Here is a 21,329-nt window from a genome sequence, read left to right as displayed (position 1 = left end):
TCAGGCGCTGACCCGCGCCTGCGTGAGCGCTCGGTAGCGCTGCACCACCAGCTCGACGACGAGCCGGTGGTCGCCGAGCACCTCGGAGACCAGCTCGCACCCGGACTCGCGACGGGCGCGGTCGGCGAAGAAGCCGGGCGAGAGCAGGTAGAGCGAGACCGCGTGGTCGGGCGTGACCACCTCGACCGGGCGCCGGCCGCGCCCGGCCAGCGTCGCCACCTGCACCGGCGCGCCCCACTCCTCGCCCAGGTACTGCGCCGCGAGCCGCTGGTCGCGGTCGGCAACCGGGTCGCTCGAGCCCGCGGCGACGAGCACCACCGGCCGGCCCGGCTCCGCGCCGACCTCGCGCAGCCGCTCGGCCTGCGCCTGCGCCAGCAGCGGGTCGGGTCCCAGCGGTCGGCCCAGGAGCCCGGCGCCGACCATGCGGGGCAGGTCGTGGCGCACGTGGTAGCCGGTGGACAGAAGCAGCGGCACCACCGCGCCGGAGCCGGCCGCCATCACGTCGGCGAACAGCGGCTCGGCCAGCTCGACGTAGGAGGCCACCGCCGGCACGCCCAGCCGCTCGCCCGCCGCGGCGGTGATCCGCGCCGCGACATCGTTGCCGGTGGCGTGCCGGGTGCCGTGGGCGACGCTGACCAGCCTCACGTCGCCACCGCCAGCCGGTAGCCGCGCTTGACGACCGTCTGCACCAGCCGGGTCCCGATCCCGGCCCGGAGCCGGGCCACGGCCATCTCCACCGCGTGCTCGGTGTTGGCCGCGCCGCCGGGCAGGCTGGCGCGCAGCTCGGCGCGGGAGACGACCTGGCCCGGGTTGACCACCAGGGCCAGCAGCAGCGCGAAGGGGGCCGGCGAGAGCCGCACCTCGACCCCGTCGACGAGCACCTCCTCGCCGTGGACGAGCAGCGTCCGGCCGGCCACCTCGAGCAGCAGCCCCCGCGCGCGGGAAGGCAGCTCGGTTTCCAGCAGCTTGACCATGGCCGCGGTACGGGCGCGGTCGGGGTAGATCGTCGGCACCCCCCACATCTCGAACGCCTCCGAGGTCACCGGGCCGACGCAGCAGGCGAGCACGTCGGCCTGGAACGCCCCCACGACGTCGTCGCGGCGGCCCACCGACCCGGCCGCGGCCATCACCGCGCCGACGGCCGGCGCGGAGGTGAAGGTGACGGCGTCCAGACCGCGGTCGGCGATGCGGTCCACGAGCCGGAACATCGGCCCCGGGTCCTCGGCCGAGGCCACCCGGTAGACGGTCACGGTGGTGACGTCGGCCCCCTGCCGGCGCAGCGCGTGGGCCACCATCGACAGCGACTGGCCGTGCTCCTGCACGACGATGCGGCGCCCGGTCAGGTCGCGACCGCGCAGGTGCTCCAGCACATCCTCGAACCGCTCGGAGGCCGGCGCCCACAGCTCGCGCAGCCCCCGCTGGCGCAGCGCGCCGACGGCCTTGGTGCCCCGGGCCAGGATCTCGGCGGCGCCGAGCGTCTCGACGAGCCGGTCGAGCATGCCCCAGTCCTCCACCGCGTCGAACCAGGTGCGCATCCCGATCCCGGTGGTGGCCAAGAAGAGGTCGACGCGGCGGCCGAGCACCTCCTCGGTGGCGCGGCGCAGCTGGGCGTCGTCGACCCGGTTGGGGTCCTGGGAGAGCGCGGGCGCCCACTCCACCGCAGCGCCGCGACGCTCGAGCAGCGTCACCTGCTCCTCGACCTTGCGCGCGGCGGTCACGCCGACAGTGAACCCGGCGAGCGGGAGCTCGGGTTCGCTCACGTCGCCTCTCTCCTCCCGCCGATCAGCACCTGTCCCTCGCTGACCCGGACCTCGTAGGTGGGAACGCTGACGGCCTCGTCGTCGAGGCACTGCCCGGTCCGCAGGTCGAAGGCCTGCTTGTGCATCGGCGAGGCCACGAAGGGCACCTCGTCGCCGTCCAGCGTGCGGGTGCCCACGATGCCCCGGGCCAGGACCGAGGCGTGGGAGAACGGATCATAGTTCGACAACGCGTAGACCACGTCGTCGTAGGTGCGGATCACCGCCACCGCCTCGCCGTGCACGAGTGCGGCCACCCCGCCCTCGGGGTCGATCCGGTCGATCCCGCACACCGCGACCCACTCCCCCTCCCCGCTCACTGCGGCGCTCCCACCGAGATCTCGGCGGCGATGACCACCGGGCCCTCGGAGTCGGCCGGCGTGGTCTGGTCGCGCTCCTGGGTGAAGGTGATGTTCGCGTCCGGGACGTCGGGGGCGTTGACGAAGGAGACGAACCGGGCCAGCTTCTCGGGGTCCTCCAGCGTCGCCTGCCACTCATCGACGTAGTCGCCGACGTGGCGCGCCATCGCCGCCTCCAGCTCCGAGCCGAGGCCCAGCGAGTCGTCGACGACGACCTCGCGCACCCGCTCCAGGCCGCCGTCGAGCGAGGCGACCCACGGGGCCGTGCGCTGCAGCCGGTCGGCTGTGCGGCAGTAGTACATGAGGAAGCGGTCGATGTAGCTGATGAGGGTCTGCTTGTCGAGGTCCTGGGCCAGGAGCTGGGCGTGGACGGGGTTGTAGCCGCCGTTGCCCGCGACGTAGAGGTTCCAGCCCTTCTCGGTCGCGATGACACCGAAGTCCTTCGAGCGCGCCTCGGCGCACTCGCGCGCGCAGCCGCTGACGCCCGCCTTCACCTTGTGCGGCGACCGCAGCCCGCGGTAGCGCAGCTCGAGCTCGATGGCCAGCGACGTGGAGTCCTGCACGCCGTAGCGGCACCAGCTCTGCCCGACGCACGACTTCACCGTGCGCAGCGCCTTGCCGTAGGCCTGCCCCGACTCCATGCCGGCGTCGACCAGGCGCCGCCAGATCGCGGGCAGCTGCTCCATCCGCGCGCCGAACATGTCGATGCGCTGCCCGCCCGTGATCTTGGTGTAGAGCCCGAAGTCGCGGGCCACCTCGCCGATCGCGATCAGCTTCTCCGGCGTGATCTCGCCGCCCGGCACCCGGGGGACCACCGAGTAGCTACCGTTGCGCTGCAGGTTGGCCAGGTAGGCGTCGTTGGTGTCCTGCAGGGTGCGACGGCCCCTACCGAGCACGTGCTGGCCCACCTGGGTGGCCAGGATCGAGGCCACCGCGGGCTTGCACAGGTCGCAGCCGCGGCCCGAGCCGTGAGCCTCGACCACCTCGTCGAAGCTGGTGTAGCCGTGCACCGCGACGACGTCCCACAGCTCCTGGCGGGTGAGGGGGAAGTGCTCGCACAGCGACCGGTCCACCTGCTTGCCCTGCTCGGCGAAGTGGTCCTCGACGATCTTCTTCACCAGCGGCTTGCACGTGCCGCAGGTCGACCCGGCCCGGGTGCAGCGCGTGACGCAGGCGGCGTCCTCGCAGCCGGCGTCGGTGGCGGCGAGGATGGCGCCCTTGGTGACGTCGTTGCACGAGCAGACCTGCGCCTCGTCGGGCAGGCCGACGTCGGCCACGGCGCGGCCCGCGGGCAGGATCAGCTCCTCGGGGTTCTCGGGCAGCGCGAGGTCGCTGGCCACCATCGGCCGCAGCGAGCCGTACGCCGAGGCGTCGCCCACGAGGATGCCGCCGAGCAGCCGGAGCCCCTGCCCCGAGGGGTGGTCGGCCACGACCAGCTTCTTGTACAGCCCGCCGACGGCGTCGGCGAAGACCAGCTCCAGCGCGCCGGGCGTGGTGGCGAAGGCATCACCGAACGAGGCCACGTCGACGTCGAGCAGCTTCAGCTTGGTCGACATGTCGGCCTCGTCGAACCGGCCCTCGCCGCCGAGCATCGCGTCGACGGTCACCTCGGCCATCGTGTACCCCGGCGCGACCAGGCCGTAGCAGATCCCGCCGGGAGCAGCGCACTCACCGATCGCCCACACGTGCTCGTCCTCGGTGCGGCACTGGTGGTCGACCACGACGCCGCCGCGCTCCCCCACGGCCAGGCCGGCGGCGCGGGCCAGCTGGTCGCGCGGGCGGATGCCGGCGGAGAAGACCACGACGTCGGCCTCGATCTCGCCCTCGGCGAGCCGCAGCCCCCTCACCCGGCCCTCGGCACCGACGACCTCCTCGGTGCGGGCGTCGGTGTGCACGTGCAGGCCGAGGCCCTCGATGTGGCGCAGCAGGGCCGTGCCGCCACCGTCGTCGAGCTGGGCGGGCATCAGGCGCGGTGCCATCTCGACGACGTGGGTGTCCAGACCCAGCTGCACCAGCGCGTTCGCGGCCTCCAGCCCGAGCAGACCGCCGCCGATGACGACGCCGGTGCTCGCCTCCCGCGAGGCCTCGCGGATGCGCTCGAGGTCCTCGATGGTGCGGTAGACGAAGCAGCCCTCGAGGTCGCGCCCGGGCACCGGCGGCACGAACGGCGCCGAGCCCGTGGCCAGCACGAGCTGGTCGTAGCCGATCGACTCCCCGTCGCTGAGCGCCACCGTGCGCTCGGCGAGGTCCACGTCGGTCGCCTCGACCCCGGTCATCAGCCGCACGCGTGGGTCGGGGTAGGTGTCGTCGACCAGCAGCGCGAGCGCGTCGGCCCCCTTCTCGAAGAACGAGGTGAGCCCCACGCGGTCGTAGGCCGTACGCGGCTCCTCACCCACCACGACGATGTCGTAGGTCTCGGTCAGTCCGCGCTCGCAGGCGGCCTGGACGAAACGGTGTCCGACCATGCCGTGGCCGAGGACGACGATGCGCTGGCGGTGGGTCATACGGGGTGCCTCTCTGTGGTGGCGACGAGCTGGCGGACGACGTCGGCGCACCCGCCGCAGCCGGTGCCGGCGCGGGTGGTGCGCCGCGCGTCCTCGACGGTGCGGCAGCTGCGGATCCGGGCGGCGCTGACGCCGGCGCAGGCGCAGACCTCGGCGTCGTCGGGGATCGCTCGCGGGGCCGCGGGCCGGTCGGGCAGCAGCAGCGACCCGGGCTCGCGCGGGCCGAGCACCGTGCCGCGGTCGAAGTGCTGGGTGAGCAGGCCGACCTGCGAGAGGTCGCCGACCAGGCTGGCCGCGACCACGCGGCCCTCGCGCACGACGAGCTTGCGGTGCGAGCCGGCGACCGGATTGGCGATCTCGACCACCTCGCCCGGCTCGTGCTCGGGATCGCCGAGCACGGCGACGTCGAGGTCGCTGGCCCGCAGCCGCACGACGGACCGGGCGCCGGAGTAGCAGACGTCGTGGCCGGCCAGCCGCCGGGCCAGGATGCTCGCCTGCTCCCAGGCCGGCGGCACGAACCCGCTCACCCGGCCCTCGTGCTCCGCGCAGTCCCCGATCGCGTGGACACGGGGGTCGTCGGGTGAGGTGAGGTGGTCGTCGACGACGACGCCGCGGCGCACCGTCAGCCCGGCACGGCGAGCCAGCGAGGCGGCCGGCCGCCCGCCGGCGGTGATCACCACGAGATCGGTCTCGAGGACGTAGCCGTTGTCGAGCACCACGCCCGCCTCGGTCAGCCGCACGCCGCGGGCGCCGAGGTAGACCGCGGTACCGAGCCGGGTCAGGCTGCGCTGCAGCACCGAGCCCGCGCGCGGGCCGACCTGGCTGCGCAGCAGGTGGTCGCCGCCCTCCACCACCTCGACCAGGACGCCGCGGACCGACAGCGCCCGCGCGACCTGCAGCCCGAGCAGGCCGCCGCCGACGACCACGGCCCGCCGGGCCGCGGGCAGCGCCTCGAGCAGCCGTCGGCAGTCGGCGAGGCTGCGGAAGGCGTGCACCCGCTCGTGGAGCCGCCCGTCGCGGCGCACCAGGCCACGCATCGGGGGCAGGGTGGGGTTGGCGCCGGTGGCCAGCACGAGGTGGTCGTAGGGCAGCCGGCTCCCGTCGGCCAGCACCACCTGGCGGCCGGCGCGATCGAGCTCGTCGACGCGGGTGCCACCCACCAGCCTGACGCCGTGCCCGGCGTACCAGCCGGTGTCGCGCAGCGTCAGCGCCTCCTCGGCGTGGCTGCCCTCGAGCACCGCCGAGAGCAGGATGCGGTTGTAGGCCGGGCCCGGCTCGTCGCCGACCACGGTGATCTCGTCGCTGCTCCCGAGCGCCACCAGCTCCTCGACCAGCCGCGTGGCGGCCATGCCGTGGCCCACCACCACCAGCCGCCTCACGTCCGCACCGCCGCCGCGCACGCCTTGAACTCCGGCATCCGGCTGGTCGGGTCGAGGGCGTCGTTGGTCAGCAGGTTGGCCCCGACCCAGTGGAACGGCACGAAGAGGGTGTCGGGACGGATCGTGGTGACCACGCGCGCCGGCGCCCTCAGCTGGCCGCGCCGGGTCGTCACGACCACCGGGTCGCCGTCGTGGGCGCCGATCCGGTCGGCCAGGAACGGGTGCAGCTCGACGAACGGTCCGTCGTCGGCCAGCTCGGCGATCCGGCGGGTCTGGGCGCCGGACTGGTACTGCGCCAGCACGCGACCGGTGGTCAGGTGCAGCGGGTACGCGGCGTCCGGCTGCTCGTCGGCGCCGCGGTGCTCCACCACGCTGAACCGGGCCCGGCCGTCCTCGTGGGCGAACCGGTCGGTGAACATCCGCGGCGTGCCCGGGTGGTCGGGTGCCGGGCAGGGCCAGAAGACGCCGTGCTCGGCGCGGATCCTGGCGTGGTCGATGCCGGCGTAGTCGGCGCGGCCGCCGGCCGAGGCGCGCCCGAGCTCGGCGAAGACCGCCACGGGGTCGGACTCGAGCCGCACGCCGAGCCGCTCGGCGAGACCGGCCAGCAGCTCCAGGTCGCTGCGCACCCCGGCCGGCGGCTCGACCGCCTGCTCGCGCAGGATCACCCGGCCCTCGAGGTTGGTCATGGTGCCGGTCTCCTCGGCCCACTGCGTCACGGGCAACACGACGTCGGCGCGCGCGGCCGTCTCGGACATCACCACGTCGGCCACCACGAGCAGGTCGAGCGCGGCCAGCCGCTCGGCCACGTGGTGGGCGTTGGGCGCCGAGACCACGGGGTTGGAGCCCAGCACCAGCAGGGCCCGTGGCCCGTCGGGGCGGCCCAGTGCGTCGAGCAGCTCGGTGGCCGAGCGTCCCTTCCCGGGCAGCGACCCGGGCTCGACCCCCCACACCCGGGCGACGTGCTCGCGGGCCTGCGGGTCGTCGATCATGCGGTAGCCGGGCAGCTGGTCGGCCTTCTGGCCGTGCTCACGGCCGCCCTGCCCGTTGCCCTGGCCGGTCAGGCAGCCGTAGCCGGCGTAAGGGGTGCCGCACATGCCTAGGGCGAGGGCGACGTTGATCCAGGCCAGCACCGTGTCGGTGCCGGTGCTGTGCTGCTCGGCCCCGCGGGCGGTGAGCACGGTGACCTTGTCGGCCGAGGCGAGCAGCTCGCACAGGGCGCGCAGCTGCTCGGCGGCGACGCCGGTGACCCGCTCGACGCGCTCGGGCCACCAGGCGGCCAGGGAGCCGCGCACCTCGGCGAACCCGGAGGTCCGCTCGGCGACGTAGTCCTCGTCGACGGCGCCGGCGGCGTCGAGCAGGTGCAGCACGCCCAGCGCCAGCGCGAGGTCCGTGCCGGGCACCGGTTGGACGAAGAGGTCGGCCCGCTCCGCCGTCGGCGTCCGCCGCGGGTCGACGACCACCACCGTGCCGCCGTTCTCGTGCAGCCGGTCGAGGTGGCGCGCGGCCGGCGGCATCGTCTCGGCCAGGTTGGAGCCGACCAGGACCAGGACGTCGGTGTGCTCGATGTCGGCGAGCGGGAACGGCAGCCCGCGGTCGAGCCCGAAGGCGAGGTTGGCCGCGGACGCCGCCGAGCTCATGCACCAGCGGCCGTTGTAGTCGACCTGGCTGGTGCCGAGAACGACGCGCGCGAACTTGCCCAGCGTGTAGGCCTTCTCGTTGGTCAGCCCGCCGCCGCCGAACACGCCCACGGCATCGGCGCCGTGCTCGTCGCGGATCGCGCTCAGCCGGTCGGCCACCAGGTCGAGCGCCTCGTCCCAGGAGACCGCGCGCAGCTCGCCGGTGTCACGGTCGCGGACCAGCGGCGAGGTGAGCCGCTCGCGGTGACCGCGCAGCCCCGTGGCCGTCCAGCCCTTGCGGCACAGCCGACCCTCGTTGACCGGGAACTCCGGCCACGCCTGCACCTCCAGTGCGCGACGTCCCTCGAGGACCATCCCGCACTGGAGGCTGCAGTAGGGGCAGTGGGTGTGGGTCACCTCAGATCGTGGCGCCGGCCAGGCTGGTCGCCGTGGCGCGGCGGCGCACGTACACCGCGAAGCACGCGATCGCGCAGAGCACGTAGTAGACGGTGAAGATCACGAACGCCTGCTTCGTGGCCGAGAACGCGTTGTCCACCCACGGCGCAGTGAAGGCGATCGGGATGAGGAACCCGCCGAGCGCCCCCACCGCACCGACGACGCCCAGCGCCGCCGAGGCCTGCTGCGTGGCCGCGCGACCGGCGCCGAGCCTGGCGCGGAAGATCGCCGGGATCATCTTGTAGACCGACCCGTTGCCAATGCCCGTGGCCGCGAAGACGAGCAGGAAGAAGACCAGGAACCAGCCGAACCAGGACTTGTTGTCGGCGGCGATCGCCGTGCTGGCCTGCGGGTTGGGCGTGAGCTGCAGCAGCGTCCACAGCACGGCCAGGGTGAACACGATCATCCCCACGAAGGCGGCCAGCGTGACCTTCGCGCCGCCGAGACGATCGGCCAGCCAGCCACCCAGCGGGCGGGTGGCCGAGCCCACGCCGGCTCCGAGGAAGGCGAAGTAGGCGAAGTAGATGCCGGTGCCCAGCGGCGCCGGGTCGGCGACCCAGAAGTTCAGCTTGATCAGCAGCGGCATGGCCGCGGAGTAGCCGATGAAGGAGCCGAAGGTGCCGATGTAGAGCAGCGCCATCACCCAGGTGTGGGGCTCCTTGACCACCGCCAGCTGCTCGCGGGGGGCCGAGCGCACCACCGAGAGGTTGTCCATGAACAGGTAGGCAGCGATCGTCGCCGCCACCGCCAGGCCCGCGTAGATCCAGCCCGCGGTGCCCAGGTGCACGCCGCCCTCGCTGGCCTTGACCAGTCCGAAGATGCCCGCGCTGCCGACGAAGACCGGCAGCAGGAGCTGGATGATCGAGACGCCCAGGTTGCCGCCGGCGGCGTTGAGGCCCAGCGCCGCGCCCTTCTTCTCAGCGGGGTAGAAGAAGTTGATGTTGGCCATCGAGGAGGCGAAGTTGCCGCCGCCGAAGCCGGCGGTGGCCGCGATCAGGCAGAACGCCCAGTAGGGCGTGCCCGGGTTCTGCACCGCGATCGCGAACCCGACCGTGGGGATCAGCAGCATCGCCGCGCTGATGATGGTCCAGTTGCGGCCGCCGAACCGCGGCACGGCGAAGGTGTAGGGCAGCCGCAGCAGCGAGCCCACCAGGTTGGGCAGGGCCACCAGGAAGAACAGCTGCTGGGCGCTGAAGTCGAAGCCCATCGCGGCCAGCAGCGCCGAGCTGACGCTCCAGATCAGCCATACCGAGAAGCCGAGGTGCTCGGCGAAGATCGACCAGCCCAGGTTGCGTCGCGCCACCCGGTGCCCGGTCTGCGCCCAGAAGTCGGGCTCCTCCGGGCGCCAGTCGTCGATCCAGTGGGGTCGGGGTCTCGTCGTTGCGCGCTCGACGGTCGTGGTCATCGCGGTCCTCCGGTGGTGGTAGGCCCACCAACCTGGGCGGCGGAGGTTTCACCGGGCGACGACCGGCTTCACGGTCGCGTCACGTTCTGCTCACGACCTCACCGTGCAATCTCACGATGCAACCTCTCACGGTGCAACCTCACCGTGCGACCTCAGCGGGGGCCGAGGACCGCCCTCACGGCTGCGCGGGCACCGCCATCGCCTCGGGCTCGACGGTCCGCATCGGCACCCTCGCCCGGGCGGCCACGAACGGCACCAGGCCGCCCTGCACGATCACCGAGAACGCCACCACCATCACCACCACCTCGTAGAGCTCGCCCGCGTGCGGCTCGCCGGAGGTCAAGATGTAGGTGCCGAGCAGGATCGGGACGGCGCCCTTGAGGCCCGACCACAGCACGAAGACGCGCTCGCCCGCGCGCAGGCGCACCGGCACCAGCAGCAGCCCGACCAGCACCGGTCTGAGCACGAGGGCGAGGACGACCCCCAGCACCAGGCCCTCCAGCCAGGCGCCGCTGGTGAACAGGAAGTGGACCGAGACGGTGAGCCCGAGGAGCGTGAAGGCCACGATCTCGGCGAGGCTGGCCAGCGAGGAGTGGAACCGCTCGATCTCCAGCTTGTAGGGCGCGCCGAGGTCGCCGAGGTAGATCCCGGCCACGAAGACGGCCAGGAACCCCGACCCGTGCAGCACGGTGGCGACACCGAAGACCACCCCGGATCCCAGCAGCGTCTGCAGCGGGTAGAGCGCCGCCGAGGGCAGCGGCACCCGCCGCATCGCCACCGCGAGCAGCCAGCCGCCCGCGAGACCGACCACGGATCCGACGGCCATCTGCAGGGCGAACTCGCCCACACCCACCCACACGGCGTGCAGACCGCCGCCGCTCGCGCCCAGCACGGCGGCCATGGCCGCGATGCCGACCGGGTCGTTCGCCCCGGACTCGCCCTCCAGCAGCGTGCCGGTGCGCCCCTGCACCTCGCGCCGGCCCAGCACCGAGAAGACGACGGCCGGATCGGTCGGCGAGAGCGCGACGCCGAGCAGCAGACCGGCCCGCCAGTCCAAGCCGAGCAGCGTGTGCGCGACCACCGCGATGCCGGCGGCCGTGACGACCGTGCCCAGCACCCCGACCAGCAGCACCGGTCCGGCCGCGGTGGCGAAGCGTCGCCGCCCGATGTGCAGGCCGCCGTCGAAGAGCAGGAGCACCAGCATGACGGTGACGATCCGCTGAACGTGCTCGATGGACACCGTCCCCAGGCGCGGGAAGAGGTCGGAGGCGAGCGCCGCGACCACCAGGAACAGCGCCGGGGCCGGCACCCGCAGCCACTCGCTCAGCGGCTTGGACCACACCGCCACCAGCCCGGCGAGGGCCACGAGGGCGAGGCTGAGGCCGAAGGGCACCAGGTCGTCCACCGGCCCAGGCTATCGAGGCCCGGTAGGCTGTCCGGAGGTTCGCCGGGAAGTCTGGTCGGCACTCGTGTTGTCGACCCCAGGAGCCCTGTGATGCCGACTCCGACGGACCGCCGTCCCCTTCGGTTGCCGCGGCGCGACGACGCCGCGTTCGTGGCCGAGGTGCTGCGTCGCGAGACGGTCGGGGGCGTCCTGGCGCTGCTGGCCGCCGGGTGCGCGCTGGTCTGGGCCAACACCGCCGGCGACTCCTACGAGGCCCTGCGGCGGCTCCAGCTGGGTCCGCTCGACCTCGAGCACTGGGCCGCCGAGGGCGCGCTGGCGGTGTTCTTCCTCGTCGCCGGCCTGGAGCTCAAGCGCGAGCTCGTGGTCGGCTCGCTGCGCCGACCGGCCGACGCGGCGGTGCCGGTCGCGGCGGCCGTGGGGGGCGTGCTGGTGCCCGCCGTCGTCTTCGTGGTCGTCAACCTGGGCTCACCGGACCTGCGCGGCTGGGCCATCCCCAGCGCCACCGACATCGCGTTCGCGCTGGCCGTGCTCGCCGTCGTCGGGTCGGGTCTGCCCCAGCAGCTGCGGGCCTTCCTACTCACCCTCGCCGTGGTCGACGACCTCGTGGTCGTCGCGATCATCGCCGTGTTCTACAGCAGCAGCCTGCACGTGGGCTGGCTGATCGTCGCGGTGGCCGCCCTCGCGACCTACGGACTGCTGCAGCGGTGGCGGCTCACGTCGCCCTGGCTCCTAACCCCGCTCGTCGTGCTGGCCTGGTGGGCGACGTACGCCGGCGGCGTGCACGCCACCGTGGCCGGCGTCGTCGTCGGGCTGCTCACCCGCGTCGCGACCGAGCAGGAGGACAAGCTCTCGCCGGCCGAGCGGCTCGAGCAGGCGCTCTCGCCGGTGAGTGCGTGCGTGGCGGTGCCGCTGTTCGCCCTCACCAGCACCGGGGTGCCGCTCGGCGGACTCTCGCTGGTCTCGCCGGTGGCCCTCGGCGTCGTGGCCGGGCTGGTGGTGGGCAAGCCGGTCGGGGTGCTCGGCGGTGCCTGGCTCGCCGGCCGCATCGGCGGGCGCGGCCCGGGCCTGGCCTGGCGCGACCTGGTCGGGCTCGCGCTGCTGTGCGGCATCGGCTTCACCGTCGCGCTGCTGGTCTGCGACCTCTCCTACGACGACGCCCGCGCGGCGCAGGCGAAGTCGGCGGTGCTGGTCGGCTCGTTGCTGGCCGCGCTGCTCGGTGCGGTGGCGCTGAGGCGCCGGAGCCGGTTGCGCTTAGGGTGAGGTCATGAGCGAGGAACTGCCGCAGCAGACGACGGTGACCCAGGCCGAGGAGCCCACCATCGGGCGGCTGGTCACCGAGGTCAGTCGCGACGTCTCCTCGCTGGTGCGCAACGAGATCGCGCTGGCCAAGTCCGAGATCCAGTTCAGCGTCAAGGCCGGCGGCGTGGGCATCGGCCTGTTCGCCGGCGCGGCGTTCCTCGGGCTCCTGGCCATCATCATGCTCTCGGTGGCTATCGCCTATCTGATCCACCTCAGCGGCCTGGACCTGGCCTGGTGCTTCCTCATCGTCTTCGGCGTCTACCTGCTGCTCGCCGCGCTGCTGGGCCTGCTCGGCCTGCGCAGCGTGAAGAAGGTCAAGGCGCCCGAGCGCTCGATCGAGCAGGCCAAGGAGACCGCGGCCGTCATCAAGCGCAAGTGACGGCGCCCTCCCGCAGCCGTTCGGCGTAACGACCGGTCGCGGCCGCCGGGTCGAGGTCGCTCACCAGCAGCCCGGCCACGCCTCGTGGCTGCTCGGCGACCACCGTGCCGTCGGGTGCGACGAGCGCCGAGGTCATGGCACGGCCGGGCATCGCGCAGTTGACCGTGGCGAACCAGATCTCGTTCTCGGCCGCACGGCACCGTGCGGCGGCCTCGTGGAACGGACCGGCCGGGTCGGCGAAGCCACCGCGCGGCCCGTCGTCGTCGCCGGGGTGGAACTGCGGGTGCACCACGAGGCGGGCCCCGGCCCGCACCAGCGACCGGGTGGCCTCGGGGTAGCGCCAGCCCTCGTGGCAGATCACCACGCCCACTCGCGCACCGCCCACGTCGAAGACCGCGCGCTCGGTGCCAGGGGCGTAGAGACGGTCCTCACTGGGGTCGAGCTGCACCTTGTCCTGCCAGCCCAGCGGCGTGCCGTCGGCGTCGACGACGAGCGCGGTGATGCGGCGCCCGCCGGCCACGAAGCGCTCGGTGCCGACCACCGCCGCGACGCCCGCGCGACCGCAGGCCTCGGCGACGGCCGCGTGCGCACCGGCCAGCCAGCCGGCGTCGACCTCGGGGACCGGTGCGCCGAGGGCGCGGTAGCCCGGCACGAAGCACTCCGGCAGCACGACCAGTGCGGCACCGGCCCCGGCCGCCTCGTCGATCGCCGCGCAGGCCGCCGCGACCGACTCTGCGGGGCTGCCGGGGAAAGCCAGCGCCGCCAGCGCCAGCCTCACGCGCAGTCCCCGGTGGACACGGCCTGGGTGGCGGTGCGGCCCACCGACGCCGGCCCGCTGACCTGCTGGGCGGTGAGCGCGTAGCCGGTCTGGTCGTTGGTGACCGAGGCCGCGAACACGACCCCGAGCACCTCGCCCGAGGTGGCCACCAGCGGGCCACCGGAGTTGCCGGGACGGATCGTGCTGCGCAGCGAGAAGACCTGCCGCACCACGCTGCCCTGGCTGTAGATGTCGGGCGAGCGCAGCTGCTGCTGGGAGCGGATGCGCGCCGGCTCGGCGTCGTAGGGGCCGTCCTGCGGGTAGCCCAGCGCGGCCGCCTGCTGCCGCACCTGACCCGGCGTGGTGGCGAAGGGCAGCGGCTTGCCGCTCAGGCCCGGCACCAGCAGCACCGCGACGTCGACCTCGGGGTTGTAGTAGACGACCGTGGCGTCCAGCGAGCGGTTGTCCTCGACCACCTGCGGGTGCCGCACGCCGGCCACCACGTGGGCGTTGGTCATCAGCCGGTGCGGCGCGTAGAGGAAGCTGCTGCCCTCGACGCCCTGGCCGCACGCGTTGTTGCCGCGGACCTTGAACACCCGGGTGCGGGCACGGGTGATGTCGGGGTCGGTGAGCACCCGGCGAGAGGCGGGCGAGACGTTGACGATGCGCTCGGGCGCGAACGGCTCGAGGTAGCTGGGGAAGAAGCTCGACCCCACGACCCGGTTGAAGGCCTGCAGCGCGGTCTGCGCCTGCCCGGGCATCACCTTGTTGACCTCGCCGAGCACGCGCGAGGTGCGCACCTCGGGCCCGACGCCGGGGATCCGCGAGCCGCTGATGGCCACGCCCAGCATCCACGCGACCACGAGCACGGCGGCCACCGAGAGGGCCGCGCCGCCGACGGCGTCGATGGCGCGGACCGGTTGCCAGGTGATGGCGTCGCGGGCCCGTCCGCCGACGTACTGCAGCAGCGCCTGGCCGAACGAGGCGCACACCAGCACGACGAACACCGCCAGCACCGAGACGCCGACCGAGGGCTGCAGCCGGCCCAGCAGCGTGGGTGCCAGCCAGATGCCGAGCAGTCCGCCCAGCACGAGGCCGACGGTGGCGAAGGCGCCGGTGATGAAGCCCTGCCAGTAGCCGGAGACCGCGTAGGCCACCACCAAGACGACCAGCACCCAGTCCAAGACGTTCATCCGCGTCGCCCGCTGAGCATGTAGGCCGGCAGCTCGGCCTCGGCGGTCTCGTCCCACGGCCGGGTCCAGCCGAGGTGGTCGAAGAGCCGCGTGATGATGCCCGCGGTGAAACCCCACAGCACCAGGTCGTGCTCGGCGCCCACCAGGAACCCCGGGCTGCGGTAGCCGCTGGGGTGGGTGACGGTGACGCGGTGGGTCGGGTCGAGCAGCTCGGCCAGCGGCACCCGCAGCACCTGCTCGACCTCCTCCGGCGAGGTGGGTGACACCGGCGACTCCACCCGCCACCAGCCCAGCACGGGGGTGACGGCGAAGTTGCTCGGCGGCAGCCAGAGCTGGGGCAGGGTGCCGATCACCTCGACGCCGGCCGGGTCGAGCCCGGTCTCCTCGTACGCCTCGCGCAGCGCGGCCGCCACCGGACCGTCGTCGCCGGGGTCCATCGAGCCGCCGGGGAAGGAGAGCTGGCCGGGGTGGGAGCGCATCTGGTGGTTGCGCTCGGTGAGCAGCAGGTCGGGGCCGGCCGGCCCCTCGCCGAAGAGCATCAGCACCGCGCCCTGGCGGGCGTCGGACCCCTCGGGCGGCACGAAGCGGGTGAGGTCGTCGGCGGTGATGGTGCGGGCGCCCTCGCGCACCGGCTCCAGCCAGCCGGGCAACCCAGCCGGATCAGACACCGAGGTGCTTCCTGACCAGGGACTGCAGCTGCGCCACGGACCGGATCCGGATCGCCTTCTTGTACACGACGTGCCCGCGAGCATCGAGCATCACCAGCACGGGCAGGTACTTCGCGCCGAGGACCTTCCCGTCGGGGTCGGTGACCTGGGGGTAGGTGGCGCCGGCGGCGGCGAGCATCTTCTCGGCCAGCTGCGGCTGGGTGTCGAGGGTGTTGACACCGACCAGCCGCACCGCGCCGTGGTCGGCGTGGAAGCGCTGGTAGATCGGCAGCTCCTCCTTGCAGGGGCCGCACCAGTTGGCCCAGAAGTTGAGCAGCACCGGGCCCTTGAGCGTGCGCAGGTCGATCGAGGACCCCTGGCCGCCCAGCGGCGCCAGCGTGACCGCCGGCAGCGTCGTCGCCGGCTTCTTCTCCAGCCCGGTGCCGCAGCCGGCGAGCAGCACGAGCGCCACCAGGACGACGAGCGCCTTCCTCACGCCCGCCCCTCGGTGCGCAGCAGCTTCGCGGCCTTGACCGGGTCGGTGGGGCCCTCGCCGTAGGAGGGGCACCAGCGCGCGACGGGGCACGCCCCGCAGGCCGGGTTGCGGGCGTGGCAGCAGCGGCGGCCGTGCCAGATGAGGTGGTGGGAGAGCATCGTCCAGTCCCGCTTGGGGAAGAGTGCGCCGACCTCGTGCTCCACCTTGACCGGGTCGCTCTCCTCGGTCCAGCCCAGCCGCCGGGCGAGGCGGCCGAAGTGAGTGTCGACGGTGATGCCCGGCTTGCCGAAGGCGTTGCCCAGCACGACGTTGGCCGTCTTGCGGCCCACCCCGGGCAGCTTCACCAGCTCGTCGAGCCGGTCGGGCACCTGACCGCCGTGCTGCTCGACCAGCGCGGCACTGAGCTTGAGCAGCGAGTCGGTCTTGGCCCGGAAGAAGCCCAGCGGGCCCACCAGCTTCTCCAGGTGCGCGCGGTCGGCGGCGGCCATGGCGGCGGGGTCGGGGTAGGCCGCGAAGAGGGCGGGACTGGCCAGGTTGACCCGCTTGTCGGTCGTCTGCGCCGAGAGCACCGTGACCACCAGGCACTCGAAGGGGGTGGTGAAGTCCAGCTCGCTGCGGGCGTCGGGATAGGTCTCGGCGAGCACCCGGTCCACCTTGCGGGCCCGCCTGACCAACGAGGTCCCCAGCGAGGTGTCCGGCACGGCGGTCAGCCTACGCGGGGACTGCGACACCGATCGGGCCGTCGCCGCTGACGTGGCAGAATGCCCCTGCACGGGTGGACAATGTGACCTGTTGCACCCCGGAGCGCGCTGAGAAGGAGATCCCTGTGGAGAACGACGTGCTGCGTCAGGGCCCGCTCTTCACCGAGCTGGACGACGCGGACGCCGAGGCGCTGCGGTCCTCGATGAGCCAGACCAAGCTGCGCCGCGGCGAGGTGCTCTTCCACGAGGGCGACTCCGGCGACAAGCTCTACATCGTCACCGACGGCAAGGTGAAGCTCGGCCGCACCTCCTCGGACGGTCGCGAGAACCTGCTGGCGATCCTGGGCCCGGGCCAGATGTTCGGCGAGCTCTCGCTGTTCGACCCCGGACCGCGCTCGGCCACCGTCACCGCGGTCACCGACACCGTCTTCCTCTCGCTCTCGCACGAGGACCTGCTGCGTTTCCTCGACGGCCGCCCGACGGTGGCCCGCGGCCTGCTGCTGCAGCTGGCCAGCCGGCTGCGCCGCGCCAACGACGTCGCCGCCGACCTGGTGTTCTCCGACGTGCCGGGCCGCGTCGCGAAGGCGCTGCTCGACCTCGCCGACCGCTTCGGCCGCACCGCCGACGACGGCGTCCACGTGCACCACGACCTCACCCAGGAGGAGCTGGCCCAGCTGGTCGGCGCCTCGCGCGAGACGGTCAACAAGGCGCTGGCCGACTTCGCCTCGCGCGGCTGGCTGCGGCTCGAGCCGCGCAGCGTGGTGATCATGGACCTGGAGCGGATGCGCCGCCGCGCTCGCTAGCCCCGTCCGCCGGCCCCGTCCGCTTTGGGGGTGTTTGCGGAGCTTTTTCGCGCGTACCGTCTCGAGAATGAGGCTGTCCCGCACGTTCACGGTCTCCGCGACCGCCCTCGCCCTCCTCGCCGGATCGGGGGCCTACGCCGCCACGCCGCCGTCGGGCGGGCGAGCGCACCCGGCCCGCACGAGCCTGGACTGGCCCACCTACCACGGCAACCGGGCCCGCACCGGCTACTCCTCCCGCATGCCCGCGGTCAGCGGCACCCCGAGCGTGACGCGCTCGACCACCCTCGACGGCGCCGTGTACGCCTCCCCCGTGGTGGGCGCGGGCCGCACCGTCGTGGCCACGGAGAACGACACCGTCTACGCCTTCGGCCGCCACGGCCGGCTCCTGTGGCGCCGTCACCTCGGCACGCCCACACCGAGCAGCGCGCTCCCGTGCGGCGACATCTCCCCGCTCGGGATCACCGGCACGCCGGTCTACGTGGCCAGCCGGCGCACCGTCTACCTGGTGGCCGAGAGCGGCCCTGAGGCCCGTCACACCCTGTACGCACTGGCGATCGGCACCGGACACGTGCGCTGGCACCGGTCGATGGACCTGCCCGGCGTCGAGCAGCGGGCGATGCAGCAGCGCGGCGCGCTCACCGTCGCCCACGGTCGCGTGTGGGTGCCCTTCGGCGCGCTGGCCGGTGACTGCGGCGGCTACAAGGGCCGCGTCGTCGGCACGAACCTCGACCGCCGCCACGGCAAGGTGAGCTACACGCCGCCGACCCAGCGCGGCGGCGGCATGTGGACCCCGCCCGGACCGTCGGTGGACTCCCAGGGCCGGCTCTTCGTCGTCACCGCCAACGGCGCGGCGGGCCCGGGTGACGCCTACGACTTCACCAACTCGGTGCTCCGGCTGACCCAGCGGGCCCGGCTGGTCGACTCCTTCGCGCCCTCGATCTGGCCCACCAACAACACCGGCGACGTCGGCCTGGGATCCCAGGGCGCCACGCTGGTCGGCCCGTGGATCTTCGTCGCGGGCAAGTCGGCCCCCTCCTACGTGCTGCGCGCCTCGCACCTGGGCGGGATCGGCGGTCAGGTGAGCCAGGCGATGGTGTGCAACTCCTACGGCGGCACCGCGGTGGCCGGCACGATCGTCTACGTGCCGTGCACCGACGGGCTGCGCGCGATCGCCATCGACGAGGCCGGCCAGATCAACGTGCTCTGGCACGCCGCGGCCAACATCACCGGCGCCCCGGTCGTCGGCGGCGGCCGGATCTGGTCGCTGGACCCCAACGGCGGCACGCTCTACTCCCTGGACCCCACCACCGGCGCCACCGTGAGCCAGACCAGCGTCGGGCGCACCAGCCGGTTCGCCACCCCCGCCATCAGCGGTCGGAACCTGCTGGTGCCGACGTTGACCGGGTTGAGCGTGGTCGGGACGTCGTGAGGGGTGGCGCCCGCCATTCCCCGCACGTGCGGGGAATCGTGGGACGTCAGCGCCAGCCCAGCCCCGGCGCGACGTCGGCGACGATCGACTCCAGCACGTGAGCGTTGTAGTCGACGCCGAGCTGGTTGGGCACGGTGATCAGCAGGGTGTCGGCGGCGGCGATGGCCTCGTCCTCGGCCAGCTCCTTGACCAGCCGGTCGGGCTCACCGGCGTAGGTCTTGCCGAAGCGGGCGTTGCCGCCGTCGAGGTGCCCGACCTGGTCGGTGCTGCGGGTCTCGGCGCCGAAGTAGGCACGGTCCTGGTCGTTGGTGATCGGGAAGATGCTCCGGCTGACCGAGACGCGCGGCTCGCGGGGGTGGCCGGCGTCGGCCCAGGCCTTGCGGAACCGCTGGATCTGCTCGGCCTGCAGCTCGTGGAACGGCACGCCGGTGTCCTCGGTGAGCAGGGTGCTCGACATCAGGTTCATCCCCACCTCGCCGGCCCACTCGGCCGTCGCACGCGAGCCGGCGCCCCACCAGATGCGATCGCGCAGGCCCTCGGAGTACGGCTCCAGGCGCAGCAGGCCGGGCGGGTTGGCGAACATCGGGCGCGGGTTGGGCTCGGCGAAGCCGTTGCCCTCGAGCACCTGCAGGAGGATCTTGGTGTACTCGCGCGCCATCTCACTCGCGTCGGAGCCCTCGGCCGGCTGGTGGCCGAAGTAGCGGAAGCCGTCGATGACCTGCTCCGGTGATCCCCGGCTGATGCCGAGCTGCAGCCGGCCGCCGGCGATGAGGTCGGCCGCGCCCGCGTCCTCGGCCATGTAGAGCGGGTTCTCGTAGCGCATGTCGATGACGCCGGTGCCGATCTCGATCCGGCTGGTCCGTGCCCCTACCGCGGCCAGCAGCGGGAACGGCGAGGCGAGCTGGCGGGCGAAGTGGTGCACGCGGAAGTAGGCGCCGTCGACGCCGAGCTCCTCGGCCGCCACCGCCAGGTCGATCGACTGCAGCAGCGCGTCGGAGCCGCTACGGGTCTGCGAGTGCGGAGAGGGGTTCCAGTGACCGAACGAAAGGAACCCGATGTTCTTGGTCATACAACCTTCAACCATCCAGGTAGCGGATTTGTGCCCGGACGCTCAGCTCGGCCGCGCCCCACAACACCGGGTCGACGTCGGCGTAGACGCGCTCGACCACCTCGCGTGGCGTCGCCTCGGGTCCCAGCGCCTCCCGGGCGGCGGCCACCTGCTCGAGCCGCTCGCGCCGGTGGGCGCGGTAGAAGTCGAGCGCCGCGAGCGCGTCGTCGATCACCGGACCGTGCCCGGGCCAGACCCGCTCGATCTCGTGCGCCTCGGCCAGTGCGTGCAGCCGGTCCAGGGAGTCCAGGTAGGCCCCGAGCTGGCCGTCGGGGTGCGCGACGACGGTGGTGCCGCGGCCCAGCACGGTGTCGCCGGTGAGCACGACGCGCTCGGCCGGCAGCACGAACGAGAGCGAGTCCGCGGTGTGACCGGGCGTGGCGACCACGTGCACCTCGAGGTCGCCGACGGCCACGACGTCGCCCTCGCCGAGCCCCTCCGAGCCCAGCCGGTAGGCCGGGTCCAGCGCGCGGACGCCGCAGCCCATCTGCTCGGCGAAGGCCCTGGCCGCCTCGGAGTGGTCGAGGTGGTGGTGGGTCAGCAGCACGACGGCGACGTCGCCGGCCGCCTCGGCCACCGCCGCCAGGTGCGCCTCGTCGGGCGGTCCGGGGTCGACCACCACCGAGCGGCCGCCGTCGATCGCCCGGAGCACCCAGGTGTTGGTGCCGTCGAGGGTCATCTGGTTGGCGTTGGGCGCCAGCACGCACCGCCCGACGCCGAAATCGCCACCGGTCCAGCTCACCGGCGCTCCACCAGGTCCAGCATCGACGCCGGGATCGTCAGCGCCGGCTCGCCGTCGGTCTCCACCAGGTCGGGCATGAACATCTCGACGCGGCGCTCGTGCGCGGCGTCGAGCACGTCGGCCACCGTGTCGTGCTGCGCGGCGTCGAGGAGGTTCACGTACGTCGGTGGCATCAGGCCGATCTCGCCGGCGTCGCCGGCGGCGAGCACCGCCTCGAGCGGCTGCCAGGCCACCGCATCGGACTCGGTGGAGACGTCGCGGGTGCGCTGGCCCTGCGGCAGCGCGGCGACGAAGAACCAGGTGCGGTAGCGGCGCGGCTCGAAGACCGGCGTCGTCCACGCCGACCAGGCACCGAGCAGGTCGCTGCGCACCACCAGGTGGCGCCGGCGCAGGAAGTCGCTGAAGGCCAGGTCGTGCGCCTCCAGAGCGAGGCGGTCGGCCTCCCAGTCCTCGCCGGTCGTGTCGGCCACGACGGCGCCCGCCGCGCTGCCGGCCAGCAGCACCCCGGACTCCTCGAAGGTCTCGCGGACCGCGGCGCACACCAGCGCCGAGGCGTGCTCGGGGTCGGTGCCCAGCGCCGTCGCCCACTGCTGCGGCGACGGTCCGGACCAGCCGGGCGGCTCGAAGTCGCGGGGGTCGACGCCCCCACCGGGGAACACGTACATCCCCGCCGCGAAGGCCATGGAGGACTGGCGGCGCAGCAGATAGGCCTCGGGGCCCGCGTCACCGTCGCCGGCGGCGTCGCGCAGCAGCAGCACGGTGGCGGCGTCGCGCGGCTCGGCCGGGGTCTGCTCGCCCGAGGCGAACGACGCGGCCTGCTCCACGAGCCTCGGCGGGAGGCTGATTCGTCGCATC

20 protein-coding genes are annotated in these 21,329 nt (G+C 73.5%); 4 read left to right on the top strand and 16 right to left on the bottom strand.

Annotation, left to right across the window (positions count from 1 at the left end):
* From D9V37_RS19690 to D9V37_RS19655, 8 genes are all read right to left on the bottom strand, one after another.
* Complete coding sequence (locus D9V37_RS19690) at positions 1 to 645, bottom strand: sirohydrochlorin chelatase (RefSeq protein ID WP_121807775.1); 645 nt, start codon at positions 643 to 645, stop codon at positions 1 to 3.
* Positions 642 to 1,760 (bottom strand): uroporphyrinogen-III synthase, encoded by a 1,119-nt coding sequence (locus tag D9V37_RS19685; RefSeq protein WP_121807774.1) that lies wholly within the window; start codon positions 1,758 to 1,760, stop codon positions 642 to 644. The genes D9V37_RS19690 and D9V37_RS19685 overlap by 4 nt, the downstream gene beginning before the upstream one ends.
* Positions 1,757 to 2,116, bottom strand: coding sequence for a nitrite reductase small subunit NirD (gene nirD, locus D9V37_RS19680; protein WP_121807773.1), 360 nt, complete (start codon positions 2,114 to 2,116; stop codon positions 1,757 to 1,759). The genes D9V37_RS19685 and nirD overlap by 4 nt, the downstream gene beginning before the upstream one ends.
* Positions 2,113 to 4,659, bottom strand: coding sequence for a nitrite reductase large subunit NirB (gene nirB, locus D9V37_RS19675; RefSeq protein WP_121807772.1), 2,547 nt, complete (start codon positions 4,657 to 4,659; stop codon positions 2,113 to 2,115). Before nirB ends, nirD begins: the two co-directional genes overlap by 4 nt.
* Positions 4,656 to 6,038 (bottom strand): FAD-dependent oxidoreductase, encoded by a 1,383-nt coding sequence (locus D9V37_RS19670; protein ID WP_232525029.1) that lies wholly within the window; start codon positions 6,036 to 6,038, stop codon positions 4,656 to 4,658. The genes nirB and D9V37_RS19670 overlap by 4 nt, the downstream gene beginning before the upstream one ends.
* Entirely contained in the window at positions 6,035 to 8,071 is a 2,037-nt protein-coding gene (locus D9V37_RS19665) for a molybdopterin oxidoreductase family protein (RefSeq protein WP_121807771.1), read from the bottom strand. The genes D9V37_RS19670 and D9V37_RS19665 overlap by 4 nt, the downstream gene beginning before the upstream one ends.
* A gap of 1 nt (position 8,072) precedes the next feature.
* Complete coding sequence (locus D9V37_RS19660) at positions 8,073 to 9,515, bottom strand: MFS transporter (RefSeq protein ID WP_121807770.1); 1,443 nt, start codon at positions 9,513 to 9,515, stop codon at positions 8,073 to 8,075.
* 175 nt (positions 9,516 to 9,690) lie between these two features.
* Positions 9,691 to 10,920: a cation:proton antiporter domain-containing protein gene (locus tag D9V37_RS19655; protein WP_121807769.1), complete on the bottom strand. Its 1,230-nt coding sequence runs from the start codon at positions 10,918 to 10,920 to the stop codon at positions 9,691 to 9,693.
* A 90-nt stretch (positions 10,921 to 11,010) separates the two neighbouring features.
* Between D9V37_RS19655 and nhaA the strand changes: the two genes are divergently transcribed.
* Together nhaA and D9V37_RS19645 are read left to right on the top strand one after the other, a co-directional pair.
* Positions 11,011 to 12,180, top strand: coding sequence for a Na+/H+ antiporter NhaA (nhaA, locus tag D9V37_RS19650; RefSeq protein ID WP_121807953.1), 1,170 nt, complete (start codon positions 11,011 to 11,013; stop codon positions 12,178 to 12,180).
* A gap of 4 nt (positions 12,181 to 12,184) precedes the next feature.
* On the top strand, positions 12,185 to 12,598 hold the full coding sequence (locus tag D9V37_RS19645; protein WP_121807768.1) for a phage holin family protein: 414 nt from the start codon (positions 12,185 to 12,187) through the stop codon (positions 12,596 to 12,598).
* Here D9V37_RS19645 and D9V37_RS19640 read toward each other — a convergent pair.
* The 5 genes from D9V37_RS19640 to nth are packed head-to-tail and all read right to left on the bottom strand — an operon-like array spanning position 12,585 to position 16,392.
* Positions 12,585 to 13,376 carry a carbon-nitrogen hydrolase family protein gene (locus tag D9V37_RS19640; protein ID WP_198412655.1) on the bottom strand — a complete coding sequence of 264 codons (792 nt, stop codon included), beginning with the start codon at positions 13,374 to 13,376 and terminating at the stop codon, positions 12,585 to 12,587. The two genes, D9V37_RS19645 and D9V37_RS19640, sit on opposite strands and share 14 nt — an antisense overlap.
* Positions 13,373 to 14,548 carry a MarP family serine protease gene (locus D9V37_RS19635; protein ID WP_121807767.1) on the bottom strand — a complete coding sequence of 392 codons (1,176 nt, stop codon included), beginning with the start codon at positions 14,546 to 14,548 and terminating at the stop codon, positions 13,373 to 13,375. The genes D9V37_RS19640 and D9V37_RS19635 overlap by 4 nt, the downstream gene beginning before the upstream one ends.
* A complete protein-coding gene (locus D9V37_RS19630) occupies positions 14,545 to 15,216 on the bottom strand; it encodes an NUDIX hydrolase (RefSeq protein ID WP_232525028.1) in 672 nt (223 codons plus the stop codon). Before D9V37_RS19630 ends, D9V37_RS19635 begins: the two co-directional genes overlap by 4 nt.
* A complete protein-coding gene (locus tag D9V37_RS19625; RefSeq protein ID WP_121807765.1) occupies positions 15,209 to 15,691 on the bottom strand; it encodes a TlpA family protein disulfide reductase in 483 nt (160 codons plus the stop codon). Before D9V37_RS19625 ends, D9V37_RS19630 begins: the two co-directional genes overlap by 8 nt.
* Positions 15,688 to 16,392, bottom strand: coding sequence for an endonuclease III (gene nth / locus D9V37_RS19620; RefSeq protein WP_232525027.1), 705 nt, complete (start codon positions 16,390 to 16,392; stop codon positions 15,688 to 15,690). The genes D9V37_RS19625 and nth overlap by 4 nt, the downstream gene beginning before the upstream one ends.
* A gap of 125 nt (positions 16,393 to 16,517) precedes the next feature.
* On the opposite strand from nth, the gene D9V37_RS19615 reads away from it, so the two are divergent.
* On the top strand, positions 16,518 to 17,195 hold the full coding sequence (locus D9V37_RS19615) for a Crp/Fnr family transcriptional regulator (RefSeq protein WP_121807763.1): 678 nt from the start codon (positions 16,518 to 16,520) through the stop codon (positions 17,193 to 17,195).
* Positions 17,196 to 17,262: 67 nt separating this feature from the next.
* A complete protein-coding gene (locus tag D9V37_RS19610) occupies positions 17,263 to 18,624 on the top strand; it encodes an outer membrane protein assembly factor BamB family protein (protein WP_121807762.1) in 1,362 nt (453 codons plus the stop codon).
* 46 nt (positions 18,625 to 18,670) lie between these two features.
* Here the strand turns inward: D9V37_RS19610 and D9V37_RS19605 are convergent, their stop codons facing one another.
* Genes D9V37_RS19605 through D9V37_RS19595 form a run of 3 tightly spaced genes read right to left on the bottom strand, consistent with a single transcriptional unit; the run spans position 18,671 to position 21,328 of the window.
* Positions 18,671 to 19,693, bottom strand: coding sequence for an LLM class flavin-dependent oxidoreductase (locus tag D9V37_RS19605; protein ID WP_121807761.1), 1,023 nt, complete (start codon positions 19,691 to 19,693; stop codon positions 18,671 to 18,673).
* A 7-nt stretch (positions 19,694 to 19,700) separates the two neighbouring features.
* Positions 19,701 to 20,474, bottom strand: a complete 774-nt coding sequence (locus tag D9V37_RS19600) for an MBL fold metallo-hydrolase (RefSeq protein WP_332835768.1) — start codon at positions 20,472 to 20,474, stop codon at positions 19,701 to 19,703.
* The gene (locus tag D9V37_RS19595; RefSeq protein ID WP_121807760.1) at positions 20,471 to 21,328 is read right to left on the bottom strand and encodes an NUDIX hydrolase; all 858 of its coding nucleotides are present in this window, start codon (positions 21,326 to 21,328) and stop codon (positions 20,471 to 20,473) included. Before D9V37_RS19595 ends, D9V37_RS19600 begins: the two co-directional genes overlap by 4 nt.
* Position 21,329 lies beyond the last annotated feature (1 nt).

It is taken from the genome of Nocardioides mangrovicus (assembly GCF_003674065.1).
In the GTDB taxonomy this organism is placed as follows: Bacteria; Actinomycetota; Actinomycetes; order Propionibacteriales; family Nocardioidaceae; genus Marmoricola; species Marmoricola mangrovicus.
Note: the sequence above shows the minus strand (reverse complement) of the source record. Positions and strands in the feature narration are given on the sequence as shown.

Bases quoted from the DNA above. Each gene is read 5' to 3' on its own strand.
- nirB (WP_121807772.1), bottom strand. From the start codon at position 4,659: ATGACCCACCGCCAGCGCATCGTCGTCCTCGGCCACGGCATGGTCGGA.
- D9V37_RS19660 (WP_121807770.1), bottom strand. From the start codon at position 9,515: ATGACCACGACCGTCGAGCGCGCAACGACGAGACCCCGACCCCACTGG.
- nhaA (WP_121807953.1), top strand. From the start codon at position 11,011: ATGCCGACTCCGACGGACCGCCGTCCCCTTCGGTTGCCGCGGCGCGAC.
- D9V37_RS19645 (WP_121807768.1), top strand. From the start codon at position 12,185: ATGAGCGAGGAACTGCCGCAGCAGACGACGGTGACCCAGGCCGAGGAG.
- D9V37_RS19635 (WP_121807767.1), bottom strand. From the start codon at position 14,548: ATGAACGTCTTGGACTGGGTGCTGGTCGTCTTGGTGGTGGCCTACGCG.
- D9V37_RS19610 (WP_121807762.1), top strand. From the start codon at position 17,263: ATGAGGCTGTCCCGCACGTTCACGGTCTCCGCGACCGCCCTCGCCCTC.
- D9V37_RS19605 (WP_121807761.1), bottom strand. From the start codon at position 19,693: ATGACCAAGAACATCGGGTTCCTTTCGTTCGGTCACTGGAACCCCTCT.
- D9V37_RS19595 (WP_121807760.1), bottom strand. From the start codon at position 21,328: ATGCGACGAATCAGCCTCCCGCCGAGGCTCGTGGAGCAGGCCGCGTCG.